The organism is Bradyrhizobium sp. RT6a (genome assembly GCF_040547675.1).
GTDB lineage: Bacteria > Pseudomonadota > Alphaproteobacteria > Rhizobiales > Xanthobacteraceae > Bradyrhizobium.
The window spans coordinates 82,205-100,953 of the sequence record NZ_JBEPQC010000009.1 but is presented as its reverse complement, the minus strand read 5'-3'; the positions used below and the strand labels follow the sequence as shown (position 1 = coordinate 100,953).

The following is an 18,749-nucleotide window of genomic DNA, read 5'->3' as shown; positions in this document are numbered from 1 at the left end:
CCCGATGTACACGTCTTGACGAAATGGAAAAACGGGCTAGAGGCGGAATTCCTCGCCAAGGTAAAGGCGGCGCACGTCCGGATCGGCGACGATCTCATCCGGGCTCCCCTCGGTGAGGATTTCACCGGCATAGACGATGTAGGCGCGATCGGTAAGGCCAAGCGTCTCGCGCACATTGTGGTCGGTGATCAGCACGCCGATGCCGCGGTTGGTGAGGTGGCGGACGAGGTCCTGGATATCGCCGACCGCGATCGGATCGATGCCGGCAAAGGGCTCGTCGAGCAGCATGTAGTTCGGGCGCGTCGCCAGCGCGCGCGCGATCTCGACGCGGCGCCGCTCGCCGCCGGACAGCGCGATCGACGGCGATTTCCGCAGGCGCGTGATGTTGAATTCGTCGAGCAGCGAGTCGAGCTGCTGCTCGCGCTTCTTGCGCGAGGGCTCGACCACTTCGAGCACGGCGCGGATGTTCTGCTCGACGGTAAGGCCACGGAAGATCGAGGCTTCCTGCGGCAGATAGCCGATGCCGAGCCGCGCACGCTGATACATCGGCAGCTTGGTGACGTCGTGGCCGTCGAGCTCGATCGCACCGCGATCGGCCTTGATCAGGCCGGTGATCATGTAGAACACGGTGGTCTTGCCGGCGCCGTTGGGGCCGAGCAGGCCGACCGCTTCGCCGCGGCGCACATAGATGCTGACGCCGCGCACGACCTGGCGGCTGCCAAAACTCTTTTCCACGCTATGCACAGCCAGGAAGCCCGGCCGCTTCAAGAGCTGAGGCCCGCCCGCGCCGTTGGGCCTGCCGGCGGCCCTCACGGGGTGAACCGCCTGGGCCCGGGGCTGCTCGGCCTGATAGTCGCCTTGGAACTGATCGGGTGCATGCATCGGCTGGTTACGGGCGATCGGCGGCGCGTCCCGTACGGGACTGGCCACGAGACCACCGACGCTGTCACCGAGTGCGGTGATGTCCTGGCGCGCAAATCCTGGCCGGCCGCGTTTGGCGGGGCGCCGACGGAACATGCTGAAGAGATCGACCATCCCCGCCTTCTAGCCTTTCGCGACGATCCTGCGCGGTCTTCGCGCGATCTGCCGCGCCGGCCTCAGGATTCGCCGACGCAGCATGAATGAAGGGATGTCTCATGCCCAGTGAAACACGCCCGAAGAGCGGCGGACTCCGCTTCGAAAGCCCTTCGCGCTAGATACAGTCTCGGCGGGCAAGCTTCAACCTCGGATCGGCAGCGCTCAACCCAACCGTCTGAAATCATTCTTCAAATTTACTTTGACTGGCTTGGGTTACTCTGACTTATTTGGGCTTAGTTGCGCCAGGCAATTGCAGAGGTCCCGCATTGGGCTTGGCCGCGCCTCCGGATCCACAATCATTGCCGCCGCCCTGCGGCAGCAGCGCCTGCACCCGGCCACTGTCGGATTCCACACGCGACACGCCGGTGGTCATGTCGACCGCCAGCCGGTCGCCGCGCAGCACGTTCTTGCACTGCGTCAAGACGACGCCGCCAAGCATGGTGATGAGGTTGGTCCGGGTGTCGAACACGGCGGTCTCGCCCGTCACCACTTGGTCCTTCTGGGTGACGACGACATTGCCGCGCGCCTCCAGCCGCTTGATCGAGGAGTTGCCCCCCGGCCCCGGCGTTGCCGACTGCATCGGCGCACCCTTTGCCGACTTCGCCGCAGGCTGCGGCGCGGCGGGCTTGTCGCCGCCCGAATCGTAAAACACCACCAGCGTCTTCGAGGTCATGGTGGTGTCGCCCTGGATGACCTTCACATTGCCGGAGAAGGTCGCTTCCTTTTTCTTGTCGCGCATCTCGAGCGAGGCGGCTTCGATCTGGATCGGCTGATCGCGGTTCTGCGAGAAGCCCTGCATCGCGTTGGGCACGCCTTGCATCGTGCTCTGCGCGCTTGCCGCACCCGTTGCGACCAGTGCGATGCCGACGGCGAGCGCGGCTGCACCAGGGATGACGCGCCGCTTGTCGTCGTTGCGCGGAAAAAACCTGATCATGAAAATCACTTTGAATTGGCAGACTTGTTCTGGGGCGTACGTGTCTTCGCTGGCGACGCGGGCTCGGCCGGCGCAGGCTGAGCGGCGGCGGGGTCGTCCAGCTTGTCGAGGTGCATCACCACATTGCCGTCGAAGCGGATGACGTCGCCGCCTTCCGTGATCCGCAGCCGATCCGCGGTCAGCGTTCCGTTGGTCAGCTTGACGTCGACATGCTCATCCGAGGAGACCGTGCCCTTGCCCATGTCGACGAAGGCCGAGTTCAGCCGCGCCTCGTAGCCGGAGGAGGTGCGCAGGAAGATGTCTTTGTGCAGGTCGAGCTGCTGCTGCTTGTTGTCGAACCTTCCGGTGCGGGCATCGAGGAACAGGGTCGATTGGTCTTCCATCAGCACTTTCGCGCGCAAATCATGGAGATCGACATGATCGGGATCGGTGATGTCCTGGGTCGCGGTCTTGGCCCAGAGCTCGTAGGGCCGTTGGTCCGGCGTGAAGCCGGACATGTGCGGCGATTCCATCGTGATCTTGGTGCCTGTCACCACGAGATTTCCGGAGTCGAGCTTCACGGGAATCTGGAACGGGTTGAAGATGGTCGAGATGAGGACGAGCAGACCCATTGCCGCAGCCACTGTCGCCGGCACCGCGATGCGCAGAATCCGCACCAGGCGGCTGTGGCGCGCCGCGCTGGCGAACTTCGCCGCAAGCGCGGCATCATAGGTGACATTATGGGCCGAATTCACCTGGGCTCCTGAGGTGTCGCTCGCCTTGTCCGGTTGGCGGGCGCCCCATTGTAGCCGGCAACGCCAAAATATGCAGCCCGCGACAGGCCGTTACGAAAGTGTCTGAAACGGGGCGACCGCCCAATCCGGCCGCCACGCGAAAGCCTAGGAATGCGCGAAAATGTCCTCTTCGGCCCAGCCTTGGAGATCGAGCAGGGCGCGGGTCGGCAGGAAGTCGAAACAGGCTTTGGCGAGCGCGGTGCGGCCTTCCCGCACCAGCATGGCATCGAGCCGCTCGCGCAAGCCGTGCAGATGCAGCACGTCGGAAGCGGCGTAGGCGAGCTGCGGCTCGGTCAGGCTGTCGGAACCCCAATCGCTCGATTGCTGCTGCTTGGAGAGGTCGACATTGAGGACCTCGCGCACGAGGTCCTTGAGGCCATGGCGGTCGGTATAGGTGCGGATCAGGCGGGAGGCGATCTTGGTGCAGTAGATCGGCCCGGTCATGACACCAAACGTCTGGTGCAGCACCGCGACGTCGAACCGCGCAAAGTGGAAGATTTTCGTGTTGGCGGGATTGGCCAGCAGGGCTTTCAGATTCGGCGCGTCGGTATGACCCTTGGGGATCTGCACCACGTCTGCGCTGCCGTCGCCGGGCGAGAGCTGCACCACGCAAAGCCGGTCACGATGCGGGTTCAGGCCCATGGTCTCGGTGTCGATCGCCACCGCTCCGGTGTAGCGGGACAGATCGGGCAGGTCGCCGCGGTGCAGGCGTACGGTCATGGCGTTTCAAACCTCAATCGAATCGGTGCGCTTTTGCAGGCTAATCCCCGGGACAGATGCTGGCGAGGGCCGGCCGCGATGTATCCGCTGGCAGCCCCCGGCGCAAGCGTCAGGCGCGGCTAGTAATTCAGGCGCACGAGCACGTCGTTCACGCCAAAGGGGCTGGCGGGCGCATCGCAAGCGCCGCGGCGCGCGAAGACGCAGGCCGGCTTGTCATCGCTCATTGTCGCGCAACTTCGTGGTGAGAAATTCGCCGGCAATTCGCTGGCCAGGGTCGCCGGGCCGATGATGCGGTTGAACCCGGCCTGGTGCGTCTGCACCACAGCCGGAAGTCGTCCTTTGGCCAAGGGGTCGTCCCGATAAAACGAATAGATCGGCTTGCGGGCCGCGAACTGCCCACGTCCGGGCACAAAGGGATAGTTGATGGCGTAGAGGGCCAGACCGCAGAACTCCGGATCGACCTCGAGCTCCGCCATCAACTGGGCCACGCCGATGCCGCGCATCCAGTTGTCGCGCATGATGAGCGTAGCGCCCGACAGACCGAGCGAGAGCAGCAGCCAGCCGCCACATACGACGGCAAGTGCCCGGGAGCGCCACGCGCGTTGCCGGCGCATCATCTGGATCCAATCGGCGGAGCCAAGCGCCGCCGCGATGATCAGCAGCACGATCGACAGGAAAATGAAGCGGTATTCCTTGTGCACGATCATGCTGTGAAACGCGACGTTCACGACGGCCGCGACGATCAGCAGGGGGGCATGTCGCCAGCCGCGCCAGAGCGCCAGCAGCATCAGCAGCGTCGTGCCCGACCACAGAATTGAAGCCTGCAGAACGTACGCGGCCGCCGGCGCATCACCGAATTCCGACGCGCGGTCATGCAGGAGGTTTTGCTGAATATTCTGGACGAGCCACGCAAACGGCGCTGAGCCGTGAACCAGGTCGAGGGCGCCGCACAGCACCAGGACGACGCATGCGCCCGTGACCAGCGCGATCGCGTTTCGCAGGTCGCGCCAGCACGCCGCCAACGCAAACACCGCGCAAGCCGGCACATATTGAAAGCGCCAGACACAGGCGAGAGCAAGCAGTGCGCCTGCGGTGAAGAGCCGGTTTCGCGCCAGTTCGCCCGTCAGCAGATAAGCCGCCGGCAGGATCGCGGCCGTCGCCAGCGGTTCGCTCAGCGTGTGGGGCGCGTAGTAGACCAGCTCGAACCAGACCGCGGCGGCAAACGCCGCAACGACGGCATGCGACCTGGAGATGCGTTCGCCGAAATGCCAGGCGGTCGCGACGATCGACAGCGAGGCGAGCCCGACCATCAGGCGAGGCACGACGAAGGCGCCCCACCCACCCGGCGCAAGCCAGTCTCCGAGAGCGACCGGCCCCGCGAACAAGGTCGGCAGAAACCAGCTCCGAATGCCGTCGCGCCATTCCCAGGTGACGACCCCCTGGTTTCCAAGCAGGCGCCAGGCCGGCTCCAGATATTGATACAGCTCGTCGACGTGAACGATGTTCGGCCAGAAGGCGAGCGGCAGCCGGACTGCCGCGGCCAGCAGCAGCAATGCGCACAAGGCGCCGTACCGCGTCGCGAAGCTCTCGGCTTTGACGGCAGGTGCGATGACGGGCAGAGCTGCGGCGCTCGTCGTCATTGTGTTTTGGCTTCGCCGGCCAAACCGGATTGCGGCCTGACGTAAACGGTCTCGTAAGCGCCGGTGTATTGTTCGCGCCAGCCTCGCCGCTCCACCAGGAACTGCCGCAGCTGTTCGTGCGCCTTGACCCACAGCACGGCGTCGATCCGGTATTTGTCGAGCACCATGTCCCACGCGGCTTCGTCGACCTCCCAGCTCACCAGCTTGAAATAGTCGCGCAGCAAATCGTCCGGATAGGCGGTCGCAGCGCGGCCATCGACGAACAGGGGAACGGTCCCGTGCGTCGCGAAAATCAGATAGCCGCCGACGTTCCAATTGTTCAGGACCCGCCGGCCTGCGAGATGCTTTTGCAGATAGCCGGCATCTTCGCTCGACAGCATCGGCGGAAGTGCGAGCGCCGGCGCCACGCGCAAGTAAGCCATCGGGAGGGTGCCGAGACCGATGATGCCGGCGGCCAGCAACGCTCCCCGCACGTCGCGACCGGTGAGACGCTCAGGCAGCAAGCGGCTGAGGTGAAGCGCCATCGGTGCGGTCGAGAAGATGAAGAAGAAGGCGATGTACCTGAACTGATACAGCCCCAGAATCAGGAACAGCCAGGACATCAATCTCGGCTCGAGCGGGATGGGCCTGGAGTTTCTGTAGCGAAGCTCGAGCGCGACAAAGGCCAGCATGTACAGGATGCCGGGAATGCTGCCCGGCATTTCCATGTTGTGATAGTAGGACAGCCATTCGCCGATATTGCCCTGGACGAAGTGCCCCATCGTCGCGGCGGCACCGGCATAGATAGTCCAGCCGAGCGGATTGACGAAAGTCGCGGCAAGGCACCCGATCCCCGCCAGAGCAAGGATCCTGAGGTCGGCCCAGGCCCCTCTGAGCAAGGCGGCGCCGCAGAAGACGCCAATCACCAAAAAGCCCAGCAGAAAACCGCCGTGCAGATTGGCCCAGAGCACCATCAACACGGGAAGCACGAACCATCGCGTTCGTCTCAGGCATTCGCGATAGAAGACGACGCAGAACAGCATCGTGCATGTATTCGGCGAGACCGCGAGATACATGTTCGGCGAAGCTTCGTAAGCGGGATAGAGCAGGCAGGCCAAGAAGACCGAGACGCAGACTGCGATCGCCGACGCGCCGTAGCCAAGAGAGATCGCAGTCAGGATGCCGACGATCGCTGCGCCACAGGCGACCGTCGACAGGACGAGGCCGCCGAAGCCTGTGTATTGAAACGTCGCACTGGCAAGCGCGTCCCAGAGCCAGGACAGATTGAGCCATGGGTTGTCGCCGTGGGTGAACGACCACGGATCCTGGAGCGGGATGGCGTTGCGTTCCCGGATGAGATCTCCGGCCGCGAGATGCCAACCCAGATCGTAGTGACCGAGCAGAAGCGGTGCGTTCAGGACGTAGAACAGGCAAATGAACGAGATCAGGAACAGATAAATTCCCGATCTCAGGAAGAACGGGCTGATCGCGTTCGCAACCTTGTCGAATGCCGGCTCGTGCCAGACCTGGTGCTGATCCACCGCTTCCCTCACGACAAAGCGAGCCCGATGGCTCCGCGCTCGCCGACGGCCGGATGCGAGCCTGCCCGCTGACTTAGGGCCAGTTTGTCTAAAGTAGGGTAAATTCGGACGGTGCAATCGATGGGGTTTGGCGGAATGAAATTTGGCGCGACGGCGGGCTTCCGAGGCCGCTAAGCAGCTGTTTAGACTTGAAAGTTTCAGCGCCCAATAAAAGTTATTAGACATTGAACGGAGGGTCCGGCATGGCCGTGAGCGCCGATTTGGGAGAGACGCTCGAGAGCGTGATGAACGAACTCGTGGCGTCCGGCCGGTGCCGCCGTCATTGTTCGTCAGCGTAGCTCCTGTTCCACATTCAGGTGAACCAACGCTGGGCCTTCGATGACCAAATTTGCATGTATCACCTATTGGTCGAAAATCTCGTAAGTCAGGTCAAGGCGCATCAAAGGCATTGATTGGAGAGGGCGTAGCCGAAGCCGCATACCCCCTCGTGTTCCCTTCGCACTCGCCGTCCGGCCCTTCCGCCACACCCGCCGGTCTACCGTCTCGCTGAGCTTCATGCGCTCGCAGTGGTATTGTGTTTCATATTTTCGATGCGCCGAACGGAGATCTCCAATGAAGCTCAAACTTGCCGCCGCGATGCTCGCCGCAAGCCTCCCGCTCGCATCGATGGCTTTCGCCCAAGGCATCGCGCCAGCCGAACTTGCGGTGATCGATGGCTGCCTGAAGGCCGCGGAGAAAACCGGCGGTTTCGGCGGCGCGTGCGTCGGGCTCGTCGCCGACCCCTGCATCAAAGCGGCAGAGGGCGCGAATGACGATGTCGCCAAATGGAAAGCCTGCGCGGCGCGCGAACTCGCCATTTGGACGCAGAAAACCAATGAGGCGCTAAAGAAGGTTCAGGCCGGCGGGTTCGCCGACGTGATCCAGGCGGTCAATGACTCGCAGAAAACTTTCGCCGCGTCGCGTGATCGCTTCTGCGCGGTCTTCGACAAGGTCGAGCCCGGCATGTACCCGGGCGACGCGAGCTACTGCCGCCTGCGCGAGACCGCGAACCGCTCGCTGAGCCTGATCAAGCTCGGTGCTGCAGTCAACGAGCACTGAGACCTCTTAGGCGCTTGCAGGCACAGACTGGGCCATTCTGCTCAATGTGGTGCGCCGCTTAGATGGTTACGGCGCTGCTTGCTCGGTGCAACCTGACCAAGGACAATTATGGCCCTGACGCTTGTGGCCATATGCATTATATTCCGCATTGGAATCATTCACGTTTGCTGGGACATTGTTGTCTCGGCCTCTACGCAGCCTTAAGGAAGGGCTCGCTGCAGATGCGCCCATAGGTTTTGACAAAAAACATTCAATTTGCTTGGATTGAAGGCAATTGTAGTTCTCAGATATTTTTGGAGATGGGCATGAGAGTTTTTTTCTTTGTGGTGCTTCTCGCGTACGCAATCGGCGTTGCTCCCAGTTTTTCTCAAGATTCGATTGCGGCAACTTTGGATATGCCGGACGAGCCAACTATGCCTCAAGTGCTCGCAGCTTGCGACGAGGCTAGATTACTTGAGAATATGAGATGGTTTAACAGAGACGCTCCAAATAGCCGCCATACCGCAGCTGTGCGAGGCATATTTGTTCGACTTGTCAACGCGGCGGAAGTCGACTCATTAAGAGAGGCCTACAAAGAAGGGCAACGACATAATGCGGAGGCCTCTCGTCTCATTGATGATTGTGACGATCAGACCGTGATAAATCTCGCGTATACGATGGCCGAGGAAGTGAGAATACAGCAGTGCGGAGGCTCGCCACCGGCCAGATCCGCTTCGTGCGCCGATGTGTATGAAAATATTAGATGGTCATTGTTTGAAGCCGGCATATGCTCGAACCTTACCAGAGTCTATCTTCGCCGGGCGATGGGGTCTGATTTGCTGCTTCACAAGGCGGCCGACGTCATTCGTAAAGGCGTCAAGATTTCTGAAGGCCACAGACGAGAAGTGTATGACTCGGTAGACTATATAGGCGATGCCCTTTTGGTACGGATCGCGGCAAAGGTTATGAAGGATCATAGCATTGATGGTCTTTCCACCTCATACGCCATTAATGACGTTACTCGAAGGCAATGCCCGGGACTCGCCCTGTTGGAGAATAACGAGTGACCTTCGTTGTTAAAGTGTTGCCTTCCTTGCTTTCCGGGCAGCCGCAGCCGTCGTCCCGGTGACGCGAGCAGCTAGTTAGGCAGGAGTGCTCACGCGCGTCGACGAAGTAACCGAATAGCTACTGCTCTTGCGGCCTTTTAATCCGCAGTAGCCGCTTTGCCGGCTTGCAATGCCTAAGTGACGTCAACCCTGGGAAACTTCGCGATAGCGCCCGCCTTCGCCTTAATGGTCACATCTCCGTAGCCCTCCGAAACATTGCGCGGCGCATGCCCCTGAATGGCGTCCAACACGCGCATCTCGACACCTTGATCAATGCCGAACGTCTTGAAGCGATGGCGCCAACCGTGGCTTGGATCAACATTCTTGTCCTTCACCACCTCGCGCACGAATTCGTTGACCTTGTTACGCGCCGTCTTCACCGCGTTGCGCACACCTAGCTCACCGGCCTTGGGGTCAATGAATAGATAGCCGCCCTTCGATTTCTCAAAGAACCCTAAGAAGCCCTCCTCGATGATTTGCCGATGCAGCACGACATCCCGGGCTTCATCCGTCTTCACCGGTCCCGCCTCAGGTGTCACGTGCAGCACCCAGTGCTTGCCCTCGCGCCGAATGTCCTCCTTGCGAATCTGGATCATCTCGCCCACGCGCGCCCCCGTGAAGGCACACAGCCACGGCACCCACCGCTTAGCCGCCGCCAGCTTGGGGGCTTCCCGGCCCGGTACGAACTCGTGGGCATGCTTCAAAATGGCGATGGCCTCCGAATCATAGAACCCCTTCGACCGGAGCTTCCGCGACTTGCCGACCTTGATGGTGATTCCTTCGGCCGGATTACTGGGCAGCCGACGATTGACCACCGCCCAACCGAACACCGTCTTCATGCCCGCGAGGTCGCTATCCTTCACGGTCTTCGGGCTCACGCCGCTCTGCACGCGATAGTCCTTGAAGCGAACGATGTCCTCCGGCGTCACTCGGCTCGCCGTGTCATGCTTCAGGAATGTCACGAGACGCGCCATCGAATTGCGATAGCTCTCATAGGTGCTCTGCTTGCGACCGGCCCGCTTGGCTTCCTTCCACCAGTCCTCGACTAGCCCGCTGAGGGAATTGTTGGGAGCGCCCCGCTTTGGCTTTTCCTTCGGCGCATCTGCCGGGGCCTGCCATTCCGGAAAGCGAGCGGCCTTGGGGTCGAGCGAATAGTCTCCCCCGGCGTTCCGTTGGCGGCTCGCGAAGGCGTCACGCAGTGCCATCCAAAAGGCCGTCAGTAGAAGGGCGCGTGATTCGCTATCAGCACGGCGGATGCCCTTGGTCAGCAAGAGGCGGTCCACAATGGGCCCAAGCGTCTTCTCTAACTTCTCGGCTTCACCGTCGCCGCCGACCCTCCCCCACATCTCCGTTACGGCCGCCCAGTGAGCTTCCTGCTCCTCGTGGCTCTCAGTATCCGGCGCCCAACCCGCACCGGGCGTGTGGACCATGGCGACACTCCGGGCGCGGTTCTCGCTGTCCGCCCAAACGCGATAGAGTTCGCCTGCCAGGGCCGTCGCCTGCCGGTGGGTCAGATACACGGGAGCGTCGTTGCGGAGTGCCTCCCAGACGGTTTCCAGATGAGCCGCTGCGACCGCCTGACGCGTCTTAATCTCGCTGGGCTCTGCCGTGCGAAGGGAGAACCGGACGGCCTGAGCGCCCTCGCTAGGCGTTACGAAAACGAAGCCGTCACCGAGCGGAATCGCCAGCTCAACACCGACTGCTTTACGTCGGACATCAGCCGGAATGCGCTGCACGAAAAGAGGAAAGCGAGACCCGTCCCGGCGCATCGGCCGAACAACCCTGAACAGCAATGTTACACCCCATTGTTACACAGTCGGGGCCAACGCAACACTCTGATTGGGCTTATCTATCTGGATTTGTTTGATATCCAGAATTGTATGGTGCCCAGGAAAGGACTCGAACCTTCACGGCCGTTAAGCCACTGGCACCTGAAGCCAGCGCGTCTACCAATTCCACCACCTGGGCATGCCGGTTAGGCACGGAGGCGGTTACTACGGTTCGGTGACGCGGTTGTCAATTCATGCTTGAACCCCGCTTCGGGATGCGGATTGCGCATCGCAAACCGGCCCGATACAAGCCTGACGAGACGCACTCTTCCCGCAGGATATGGACCCCAGGAATGGATCCCATGGCATCGAATCTGGACACGCTCGTCACGGTTTTCGGCGGATCGGGGTTTTTGGGCCGGAATGTCGTCCGCGCGCTGTGCCGGCGCGACTACCGGGTCCGGGTCGCGGTGCGGCGGCCGGAGCTGGCCGGGTACCTCCAGCCGTCCGGCAAGGTCGGTCAGGTCCACACCGTCCAGGCCAACGTCCGCTATCCGGCCTCGATCGAGGCGGCGCTGCGTGATTCGCAGGTCGTGATCAATCTGGTCGGCGTCCTGACCGAAGGCGGCGCGCAGAGCTTCGATGCCGTCCAGGCCAGGGGCGCCGAGACCATCGCCAAGGCGGCCGCGGCCGCCGGGGCACAGCTGATCCATGTCTCGGCGATCGGCGCCGACGCGGAATCGCCCTCGCGCTATGCCAGGGCCAAGGCGGCCGGCGAAGCCGCAGTCCTGGCCGCAGTGCCGTCGGCGACAATCTTCCGCCCCTCCGTGATGTTCGGCCCCGAGGATCAGTTCACCAACCGCTTCGCGGCACTGGCGCGGATGTCGCCGGTACTGCCGCTGATCGGCAGCGACACGAAGATGCAGCCGGTCTATGTCGGCGACGTCGCCACCGCGGTCGCGGATGCCGTCGACGGCAAGGCCAAGGCGGGCGCGACCTACGAGCTCGGCGGCCCGGAAGTGCTGACCATGCGCGAGATCATCGAGGCCATTCTCGAGATCGCCGATCGCAAGCCGATGCTGATGCCGCTGCCGTTTGGCCTCGCCCGCTTCAAGGCCAACTTCCTGCAATTCGCGCCGGGCGCGCTGAAGCTGACGCCGGACCAGGTCACGCTGCTCGCGCGCGACAATGTGGTGTCGGATGCGGCGAAGGCCGCCGGCCTGACGCTGGAAGGCCTCGGCATCACGCCCGACTCGCTGGAAGCGATCGCCCCGCAATATCTCTGGCGTTTCCGCGCCGCCGGGCAATTCCAGCGCAAGAGCGCGTAACCATCCCCGCCGTCATGGCCGGGCATGACGAGCTTCAGTGTCCGGACTGCAGTCGTTTGACGTTCGGGTTTACCGCCCCAGCGCCAGCGCGATCAGGCCGAGCGTGCCGACGATCACACGCCACCAGGCGAACACCACGAAGCCGTGGCGGGTGACGTATTCCAGGAACGTCTTCACCACGATGATCGCGGTGACGAACGACACCACGAAGCCGATCGCGACGATGCCCATGTGGTCCATCGTCATCTCGGAGCGGTTCTTGTAGAAATCGTAGGCGAACGCGCCGATCATGGTGGGAATGGCGAGGAAGAACGAGAACTCCGCCGCCGCGCGCTTGTCGGCCCCCAGGAACATCGCCGCGACGATGCTGGCACCGGAGCGCGACACGCCCGGGATCATCGCGATGCACTGCGCGATGCCGATATAGAGATACATCAGCAGCGGAAACCGGGTGGCGTCGTGCTCGCGCGCCTTGAGATCGAGCTTGTCGACCCAAAGCAGGATGGCGCCGCCGACGATCAGCGAGAAGCACACCACCCACGGATTGAACAGCATGCTCTTGATGTACTTGCCGGCGACGAGACCGACGACGACAGCGGGCAGGAACGCCACCAGCACGCCGATCACGAAGCGGCGTGCATAGGCGTCGCCCGTGAACATGCCGATCGCGACGTCCCACAATTTCTTGAAGTACAATACGACGATCGCGAGGATGGCGCCGAGCTGGATCAGGACCGTAAACGAATCCCAGAACGCGCCCTCGCCGAGATGGAAGAAGCGCTCCGCAAGCAGCAAATGGCCAGTCGAGGACACGGGAAGGAACTCGGTCACACCCTCGATGATGCCGAGGATCACTGCCCGTATTGCATCTGACATATTTACGGTCCATTTCGGCTGGAAAAGCGGGGTTCTTCTCGCCCATCCGCTCCCTTGCTGCAATCGCAAAATGCGGCGTCGCGCCCTTGCTTCGCGGTTTTGAATGACTAGTGTGGCGCCGCACAAACATTGATGGATTCTTAAGCACCATCACATAGTCAAAGGCTTCATGTTTACGCTGTTTCATCATCCGTTCTGCCCGCATTCGCGGTTCATCCGCCTGATCGCGGGAGAATACGGGCTTGAGCTGAAGCTGATCGAAGAGCGCAGCTGGGAGCGGCGCGAAGCATTTCTGCTGCTCAATGCGGCGGGCACGACGCCCGTCCTGGTGGACGACGAGCAGCCTCCGATCCCGGGCGCGGCGATCGTCGCCGAATATGTCGACGAAGCCTATGGCTCCGAGATGGGACTGAAGCGCCTGATGCCGGACACCATCGGCGAGCGCGTCGAGGTCCGCCGGCTGATGGCCTGGTTCAACGAAAAATTCTTCGAGGAAGTCTCCCACCCGCTCGTCACCGAGCGCATCTACAAGCGTTTCATGAGCGAGGACAACGGCGGCGGCCCGCCCTCGGCCGACGTGATGCGCGCGGCCAAGGCAAATGTGCGCTATCATCTGGCCTATATCGGCTGGCTGGCGCAGACGCGTAATTTCCTCGCCGGCGACCGGCTCAGCTACGCGGATCTCGCCGCCGCGGCGCACCTCTCGGCGATCGACTATCTGGGCGACGTGCCATGGAGCGAGGACGACGCGGCAAAGGCGTGGTACGCACGGGTGAAATCCCGCCCGTCGTTCCGTCCGCTGTTGAGCGAATGGCTGGCCGGCGTGCCGGCGTCGCGGACCTACGTGGACCTCGACTTCTGAACTCCGATCCGACCGAACTGAAGACGGCGCTTGCAAACGAGGCACGCGCGCTCGGCTTCGACTGCATCGGCATCACGGAGCCCGGCACGATCGAAAGCGCCGGACAGCATTTTCTCGAATTCATCGCATCCGGCGGCCATGGCGACATGGACTGGCTCGCCGCGCAGCCGGAGCGCCGGGTCGATCCACGCGGGCTGTGGCAGGACGTGCGCAGCGTCATCATGCTCGGCGTCAATTACGGCCCCGACCAGGATCCGCTCGCGATCCTGCAACAGCGCACGCGCGCGGCCATCTCGGTCTATGCGCAGGGCGACGACTATCACGACCTCATCAAGAAGCGCCTCAAGGCATTGGCGCGATGGCTGGTCGCGACCGCACCGTCCCAAGTGAAAGTGTTCGTCGACACCGCGGCCGTGATGGAGAAACCGCTGGCGCAAGCCGCGCATCTGGGCTGGCAGGGCAAGCACACCAATCTGGTCTCACGCGAATTCGGCTCATGGCTGTTTCTCGGTGCGATCTACACCACGCTGGAACTGCCGCGCGACGATTCCGAGATCGATCATTGCGGCTCGTGCCGGGCGTGCCTCGACATCTGCCCGACCACAGCCTTCCCCGCGCCCTACAAGCTCGACGCGCGGCGCTGCATCTCGTATCTCACCATCGAGAACAAGGGACCGATCCCGCGCGAGTTTCGTAAAAGCATCGGCAACCGCATCTATGGTTGCGACGATTGCCTCGCCGCCTGTCCTTGGAACAAGTTCGCGCAGGAGGGCCGTGAGGCAAAGCTTGCCGCCCGTGACGCTTTGCGCGCGCCAGGTCTTGCCGAGCTTGCACGGCTCGACGACGCGTCGTTCCGTGCGCTGTTCACGAAGTCACCGGTGAAACGGATCGGCCGCGACCGCTTTTTGCGCAACGTGCTGATCGCGATCGGTAACTCCGGCGATGCGGCGTTGGCGGACGAGGCGCTGCGATTACTGGAGGATGAGAGCGCGCTGGTGCGCGGGGCTGCGGTGTGGGCGCTGGGGCAGTTGGTGTCGCGGGATGAGTTCGAGGCGATCAAGACGGATGCGATTGCTGGCGAGCGCGACGAAAGCGTGCGTCAGGAGTGGCGCACCGCCTCCTAATCCTCCGCTGTCATGCTCCGCGACCCGGCTACGCCAAGGCTTCGCCGGGGTTGAGATCCAGGAGCGCCGAAGCTTTAGCGTAGGCGGCAAGCGGGGCATCCAGTACGCCGCGGCCTCTCGATTGAACCACAGCCGTCTCGGAGTACTGGATCGCCCGGTCAAGCCGGGCGATGACACCGTTGTTGTGAGAGCGCTTCGCGCCTCCTCACCGTGAGGATTGAGCATCTTGATTTCCCCACACGTTCCTTCAATCTCGCGTGTCATGACAAACATGCCTTTCTTCACCCGCGACGGCGACACATTCCACCCGACGGAAGTCGCCAACGGCCCGTGGGATCCGAAATCGCTGCACGGGCGCGTCATCGTCGGCCTGCTCGGCTTCGCCATCGAGGAGCGGCATTCCGGCCCTGAATTCGTGCCGGCGCGGCTGACCGTGGATATGTTTCGGCTGCCGACCATCGACAATCCAATCGAAGTAACCACACGGCTGGTGCGCGACGGGATGCGCATCCGCGTCGTGGAGGCGGAGTTCTTCTCCGCCGGCGTCGGCATGGCGCGCGCCTCATGCCAGCTGTTGCGGCGGACCCAGAATCCGGACGGCAATGTCTGGTCGCCGCCGAACTGGGACGTGCCGAAGCCGGCCGACATTCCCAAGCCGACCGATCCCAGGCTTGGCATGAACGGCAAATGGACCACGCGACCGATCGTCGGCCAGATGGGCTCGCTCGGGCCACGAAAACTCTGGATGAGCGAGGTGCGCGAGCTGGTCGCGGGCGTGCCGATGACGCCGTTCGTCCATGTCGCCACCGGCGCGGACTTCGCCAGTCCGTTCGCGAACGCCGGCGACAAGGGGCTCGGCTACATCAACAGCGACGTCACGATCTATCTGCACCGCCTGCCGGTGACGAACTGGATCGGCTTCGAGGTGGTGAACCACCAGGCCACCGACGGTGTGGCGATCGGCGAATGCTGGCTCTATGACGAGCAGGGCCCGATCGGCACTGCCACGGTCGCCGCGCTGGCGCAACGCAAGCCGATGGTAAATCCGTCGAAGCGGTAAGGGGCGCAAGAACAACGGCTAACCCAAGTGCCGCTTCATTTCCGGCCGCGCCTTGAGCTCCGCGCCCTGCCTGGCGACGATCTTCGCGATCCGTTCCGGCGCAAACTTCAGATCGACAAACGCCGGCGCGGTGTTCGCGACCTCGTGATAGCTGACGATCCTGCCGCCGCGAAGCGTCATGATCGCCACGCCCTCGAACATCGCCCGCGCGCCGTTCGCTTCCGGCAAGGTCGAGCGATAGCTGAACGTGTAGCGCGCATAAAGCGTGGTGCCGTTCGACACCGGGTCGTGCATGTCCCAGCGGAAGTCGGTCGCCGTGCGATAGAACCAGTCGTCGATCATCGCTGCGATCTTCTCGCGGCCCGCGAAGGTGCCGTAGAACACGTCGTGATAGACGCCGTCCTCGGTGAAGAGATCCGCGAAGGCTTTTCCGTTGCGCTGTTCGACGGCGTCGCAGAAGGCGCGCAGCATGGCGGTGTTTGTCATTGACGATTCTCCCCTCCCTTTCTCAGTCATGCCCCGGCTTGACCGGGGCATCCAGTAAGCCGCGGCTTCTCGGCTTGAGCACGAGCGCCTCTGGAATACTGGATCGCCCGATCAAGTCGGGCGATGACACCGAGTGCTAGGTCGCGATTTCACCCGATCTCGGCCACCGCGGCAAGAATGCGGGCGATGTCCTGCGGGCGCGAGAGGCGGTGATCGCCGTCCTGGATCATCGTTAGCACGACGTCGTCGGCCGGCAGGCGATGGGTCAGTGCGAACGCATGCTGCCAGGGCACGTCAGGATCCTGAGCACCTTGCAGGATGCGGACGGGACAGCCGAGATCGATGGCGCTGCCGAGCACGAGGTGATTGCGCCCCTCCTCGATCAGATTCCGCGTGATCGGATAGGGCGAGCCGTCGCCATAGTCCGACGGTCTCAGCCAGACGCCCTTGGTCTCGATCTCTTTCTTCGCTGCGGCCGGAAAATTCTTCCACATCAGCTCCTCGGTGAAGTCGGGCGCCGGCGCGATCAGCACCAGGCCCGCCAGCGAGGCTTTGGCTTGCTGTTTCTCTTGCCGCTTTTTGATCTCGCGCGCGAGTAGCAGCGCCATCCAGCCGCCCATGGACGAGCCGATCAGGACTTGCGGGCCGTCGCAGAACCGCTCGAAGACCGCGACGCTTTCCTCGAGCCAGCGCCCGATGGTTCCGTCGGCGAAATCGCCACCGGATTCGCCGTGGCCGGAATAATCGAACCGGACCACGGCACGGCCGTGATCACGAGCCCAATCGTCCAGCGCCACGGCCTTGCTGCCCCGCATGTCCGATTTGAACCCGCCGAGCCAGACCAGTCCCGGTCCTTGACCAGATTTTTGGCTGGCGCGGCGGCGCACCGCGATCCGGCGTGCGGACGGGCCCTCGCCCACATCGATGAAGTCGAGCACGGCATCGGGAATTGCAGGGGTCATGGAACGTTTACTCTGGCTGTGCAGTTTGAGCTGTCCGGACGTGCTCCGCAGCAGCCGGACGTCGGCATTTGCCCTTTGGGACGCTTGCGGAACAGTAGCAAGGTGTCTATGTCGGTCTGCGTGCCCCGCCGTGGCCAAAATGCCTCGCATTTGAGGCTTTTTCGACCGCCGCCCGAGCGATTGCTTGCCGGCAAGCGTATCTTCCTGCAAAATAGCCGCCTCTTTTCATAACTTTGGAGAACCACCCATTCGCCGTCCCAATAAAGCCCCGCCCACTGCCGCCAAAGACGGGCCGCGCATCAATGACGACATTCGCAATGCGCAGATCCAGCTGATCGATCAGACCGGTGACAACAAGGGCACCATCGAGACCGTCGCGGCTATCCGCCTGGCCCAGGAAGCCGGCATGGATCTGGTCGAGATCTCGCCGAACGTCAGCCCTCCCGTCTGCAAGATCATGGACTACGGGAAGTATAAATATTCCGCGCAGAAAAAAGCCGCCGAAGCCCGCAAGCGGCAGAAGATCGTCGAGATCAAGGAGATCAAGCTCCGCCCGATGATCGACGACCACGACTACGAAGTGAAGATGCGCGCCATGCAGCGGTTCTTCGAAGAGGGCGACAAGGTCAAGATCACCCTGCGCTATCGCGGCCGCGAAATGGCGCACCAGGAGATCGGTACCAAGCTGCTCGACAAGATCAAGACCGACGTGGCCGAGCTCGCCAAGGTGGAGCAGGACGCGCGGTTCGAGGGCCGTCAGGTCGTCATGGTGCTGGCGCCGCGCTGACGCGAGTTGTTCAGGATTGAGAGTTCAACGGCCCGTCCGGATGTCCGGCGGGCCGTTTTGTTTTCCCTGGGCACCCGTCCTGTTGGCGATAGTTACGTCCTCGTCGCCTGCCAGGTGCCGCTGCACTGATCGCCGGAGATGATACCCCTCCACGAACCGGCGCCCTTCACGCCGGCGAGCCGGCCGCCGCCGCTGGCATGGGACGCCCCGACCGAAACCTGGACCGCGACGGCACCGCTGCGATTGACCTTGCCGGAGACCCGGCCACCGCCTGCGGACGACACCCGGCTGCCGGCGACGGTGAAGGGAACGCTGTAGCCGGAGCTGCAATTGCCGCGGGTGGTGGCGAAGGTGACGTTCCAGACGCCGTCATAGCCGCGGATGCGCGCATCGGCAGTCGAGGGAAACGCAGCCATGGCGAGCACGGCCAACAGCGCCAGGCAGCGCGGACGAGCGACATCCGTCAAAGACGGAAGCGATTGGGAAAAATAGGGCATGTTAATCCTGCTCCGGGCGACACGGCTCGGACATGAAGATAGCAATCCCGGATAGTCGGCGGCTAGGTTCCACCGGTTCATCGTTGCCAATTCGCCCGTCCTCTGTCATAAGCCCAGCCTTCATTGCCCGGCTGATTAAGGGCTGCCGTGG

18 protein-coding genes and 1 tRNA gene are annotated in these 18,749 nt (G+C 62.8%); 7 read left to right on the top strand and 12 right to left on the bottom strand.

Translation table 11 applies throughout. The features are described from left to right. Window positions 1-36: 36 nt before the first annotated feature. From lptB to ABIC03_RS32930, 6 genes are all read right to left on the bottom strand, one after another. A complete protein-coding gene (gene lptB, locus ABIC03_RS32955) occupies window positions 37-1,035 on the bottom strand; it encodes an LPS export ABC transporter ATP-binding protein (RefSeq protein ID WP_354064309.1) in 999 nt (332 codons plus the stop codon). Between the two features lie 265 nt (window positions 1,036-1,300). Continuing rightward, a complete protein-coding gene (locus tag ABIC03_RS32950) occupies window positions 1,301-2,011 on the bottom strand; it encodes an LptA/OstA family protein (protein ID WP_354064307.1) in 711 nt (236 codons plus the stop codon). 5 nt (window positions 2,012-2,016) lie between these two features. Next, on the bottom strand, window positions 2,017-2,745 hold the full coding sequence (gene lptC, locus ABIC03_RS32945; RefSeq protein ID WP_354064305.1) for an LPS export ABC transporter periplasmic protein LptC: 729 nt from the start codon (window positions 2,743-2,745) through the stop codon (window positions 2,017-2,019). A 144-nt stretch (window positions 2,746-2,889) separates the two neighbouring features. Then, window positions 2,890-3,504 (bottom strand): ribonuclease D, encoded by a 615-nt coding sequence (locus ABIC03_RS32940; protein WP_354064303.1) that lies wholly within the window; start codon window positions 3,502-3,504, stop codon window positions 2,890-2,892. A 119-nt stretch (window positions 3,505-3,623) separates the two neighbouring features. Then, the gene (locus tag ABIC03_RS32935; RefSeq protein ID WP_354064301.1) at window positions 3,624-5,144 is read right to left on the bottom strand and encodes a glycosyltransferase family protein; all 1,521 of its coding nucleotides are present in this window, start codon (window positions 5,142-5,144) and stop codon (window positions 3,624-3,626) included. Further along, a complete protein-coding gene (locus ABIC03_RS32930; protein ID WP_354064299.1) occupies window positions 5,141-6,664 on the bottom strand; it encodes a hypothetical protein in 1,524 nt (507 codons plus the stop codon). Before ABIC03_RS32930 ends, ABIC03_RS32935 begins: the two co-directional genes overlap by 4 nt. A 612-nt stretch (window positions 6,665-7,276) precedes the next feature. Here ABIC03_RS32930 and ABIC03_RS32925 point away from each other — a divergent pair. Both ABIC03_RS32925 and ABIC03_RS32920 read left to right on the top strand, forming a co-directional pair. After that, window positions 7,277-7,762 (top strand): lysozyme inhibitor LprI family protein, encoded by a 486-nt coding sequence (locus tag ABIC03_RS32925; RefSeq protein WP_354064297.1) that lies wholly within the window; start codon window positions 7,277-7,279, stop codon window positions 7,760-7,762. A gap of 305 nt (window positions 7,763-8,067) precedes the next feature. Further along, entirely contained in the window at window positions 8,068-8,808 is a 741-nt protein-coding gene (locus ABIC03_RS32920) for a hypothetical protein (RefSeq protein WP_354064295.1), read from the top strand. A gap of 173 nt (window positions 8,809-8,981) precedes the next feature. Here ABIC03_RS32920 and ABIC03_RS32915 read toward each other — a convergent pair whose 3' ends face one another. Both ABIC03_RS32915 and ABIC03_RS32910 read right to left on the bottom strand, forming a co-directional pair. Next, window positions 8,982-10,640, bottom strand: a complete 1,659-nt coding sequence (locus ABIC03_RS32915; protein ID WP_354064293.1) for a tyrosine-type recombinase/integrase — start codon at window positions 10,638-10,640, stop codon at window positions 8,982-8,984. Between the two features lie 88 nt (window positions 10,641-10,728). After that, window positions 10,729-10,815: transfer RNA gene (locus ABIC03_RS32910), tRNA-Leu, on the bottom strand. 163 nt (window positions 10,816-10,978) lie between these two features. Here ABIC03_RS32910 and ABIC03_RS32905 point away from each other — a divergent pair. After that, on the top strand, window positions 10,979-11,944 hold the full coding sequence (locus ABIC03_RS32905; protein ID WP_275168881.1) for a complex I NDUFA9 subunit family protein: 966 nt from the start codon (window positions 10,979-10,981) through the stop codon (window positions 11,942-11,944). 69 nt (window positions 11,945-12,013) lie between these two features. On the opposite strand, the gene ABIC03_RS32900 is transcribed toward ABIC03_RS32905, so the two are convergent. Then, on the bottom strand, window positions 12,014-12,820 hold the full coding sequence (locus ABIC03_RS32900) for an undecaprenyl-diphosphate phosphatase (RefSeq protein WP_027566187.1): 807 nt from the start codon (window positions 12,818-12,820) through the stop codon (window positions 12,014-12,016). Window positions 12,821-12,989: 169 nt separating this feature from the next. Between ABIC03_RS32900 and ABIC03_RS32895 the strand changes: the two genes are divergently transcribed. From ABIC03_RS32895 to ABIC03_RS32885, 3 genes are all read left to right on the top strand, one after another. Then, complete coding sequence (locus ABIC03_RS32895) at window positions 12,990-13,682, top strand: glutathione S-transferase family protein (protein ID WP_007598553.1); 693 nt, start codon at window positions 12,990-12,992, stop codon at window positions 13,680-13,682. Further along, a complete protein-coding gene (gene queG, locus ABIC03_RS32890; protein ID WP_354064290.1) occupies window positions 13,631-14,806 on the top strand; it encodes a tRNA epoxyqueuosine(34) reductase QueG in 1,176 nt (391 codons plus the stop codon). Before ABIC03_RS32895 ends, queG begins: the two co-directional genes overlap by 52 nt. Window positions 14,807-15,068: 262 nt before the next feature. Further along, window positions 15,069-15,866: an acyl-CoA thioesterase domain-containing protein gene (locus ABIC03_RS32885; protein WP_354064288.1), complete on the top strand. Its 798-nt coding sequence runs from the start codon at window positions 15,069-15,071 to the stop codon at window positions 15,864-15,866. Between the two features lie 18 nt (window positions 15,867-15,884). On the opposite strand, the gene ABIC03_RS32880 is transcribed toward ABIC03_RS32885, so the two are convergent. Both ABIC03_RS32880 and ABIC03_RS32875 read right to left on the bottom strand, forming a co-directional pair. Continuing rightward, window positions 15,885-16,352 carry a nuclear transport factor 2 family protein gene (locus ABIC03_RS32880; RefSeq protein ID WP_354064286.1) on the bottom strand — a complete coding sequence of 156 codons (468 nt, stop codon included), beginning with the start codon at window positions 16,350-16,352 and terminating at the stop codon, window positions 15,885-15,887. A gap of 149 nt (window positions 16,353-16,501) precedes the next feature. Continuing rightward, the gene (locus tag ABIC03_RS32875; RefSeq protein WP_354064284.1) at window positions 16,502-17,314 is read right to left on the bottom strand and encodes an alpha/beta hydrolase; all 813 of its coding nucleotides are present in this window, start codon (window positions 17,312-17,314) and stop codon (window positions 16,502-16,504) included. A 247-nt stretch (window positions 17,315-17,561) separates the two neighbouring features. Between ABIC03_RS32875 and infC the strand changes: the two genes are divergently transcribed. Beyond that, window positions 17,562-18,101, top strand: coding sequence for a translation initiation factor IF-3 (gene infC, locus ABIC03_RS32870; protein ID WP_085349942.1), 540 nt, complete (start codon window positions 17,562-17,564; stop codon window positions 18,099-18,101). A 92-nt stretch (window positions 18,102-18,193) separates the two neighbouring features. On the opposite strand, the gene ABIC03_RS32865 is transcribed toward infC, so the two are convergent. After that, entirely contained in the window at window positions 18,194-18,598 is a 405-nt protein-coding gene (locus tag ABIC03_RS32865) for a hypothetical protein (protein ID WP_275168893.1), read from the bottom strand. Between the last annotated feature and the right edge of the window lie 151 nt (window positions 18,599-18,749).

Excerpts from the sequence above, each read along its gene's own strand:
- lptB (WP_354064309.1), bottom strand. The coding sequence starts at position 1,035 with ATGGTCGATCTCTTCAGCATGTTCCGTCGGCGCCCCGCCAAACGCGGC.
- ABIC03_RS32950 (WP_354064307.1), bottom strand. The coding sequence starts at position 2,011 with ATGATCAGGTTTTTTCCGCGCAACGACGACAAGCGGCGCGTCATCCCT.
- ABIC03_RS32940 (WP_354064303.1), bottom strand. The coding sequence starts at position 3,504 with ATGACCGTACGCCTGCACCGCGGCGACCTGCCCGATCTGTCCCGCTAC.
- ABIC03_RS32935 (WP_354064301.1), bottom strand. The coding sequence starts at position 5,144 with ATGACGACGAGCGCCGCAGCTCTGCCCGTCATCGCACCTGCCGTCAAA.
- ABIC03_RS32925 (WP_354064297.1), top strand. The coding sequence starts at position 7,277 with ATGAAGCTCAAACTTGCCGCCGCGATGCTCGCCGCAAGCCTCCCGCTC.
- ABIC03_RS32920 (WP_354064295.1), top strand. The coding sequence starts at position 8,068 with ATGAGAGTTTTTTTCTTTGTGGTGCTTCTCGCGTACGCAATCGGCGTT.
- ABIC03_RS32905 (WP_275168881.1), top strand. The coding sequence starts at position 10,979 with ATGGCATCGAATCTGGACACGCTCGTCACGGTTTTCGGCGGATCGGGG.
- ABIC03_RS32900 (WP_027566187.1), bottom strand. The coding sequence starts at position 12,820 with ATGTCAGATGCAATACGGGCAGTGATCCTCGGCATCATCGAGGGTGTG.
- ABIC03_RS32895 (WP_007598553.1), top strand. The coding sequence starts at position 12,990 with ATGTTTACGCTGTTTCATCATCCGTTCTGCCCGCATTCGCGGTTCATC.
- queG (WP_354064290.1), top strand. The coding sequence starts at position 13,631 with ATGGCTGGCCGGCGTGCCGGCGTCGCGGACCTACGTGGACCTCGACTT.
- ABIC03_RS32885 (WP_354064288.1), top strand. The coding sequence starts at position 15,069 with ATGACAAACATGCCTTTCTTCACCCGCGACGGCGACACATTCCACCCG.
- ABIC03_RS32880 (WP_354064286.1), bottom strand. The coding sequence starts at position 16,352 with ATGACAAACACCGCCATGCTGCGCGCCTTCTGCGACGCCGTCGAACAG.
- ABIC03_RS32875 (WP_354064284.1), bottom strand. The coding sequence starts at position 17,314 with ATGACCCCTGCAATTCCCGATGCCGTGCTCGACTTCATCGATGTGGGC.
- ABIC03_RS32865 (WP_275168893.1), bottom strand. The coding sequence starts at position 18,598 with ATGCCCTATTTTTCCCAATCGCTTCCGTCTTTGACGGATGTCGCTCGT.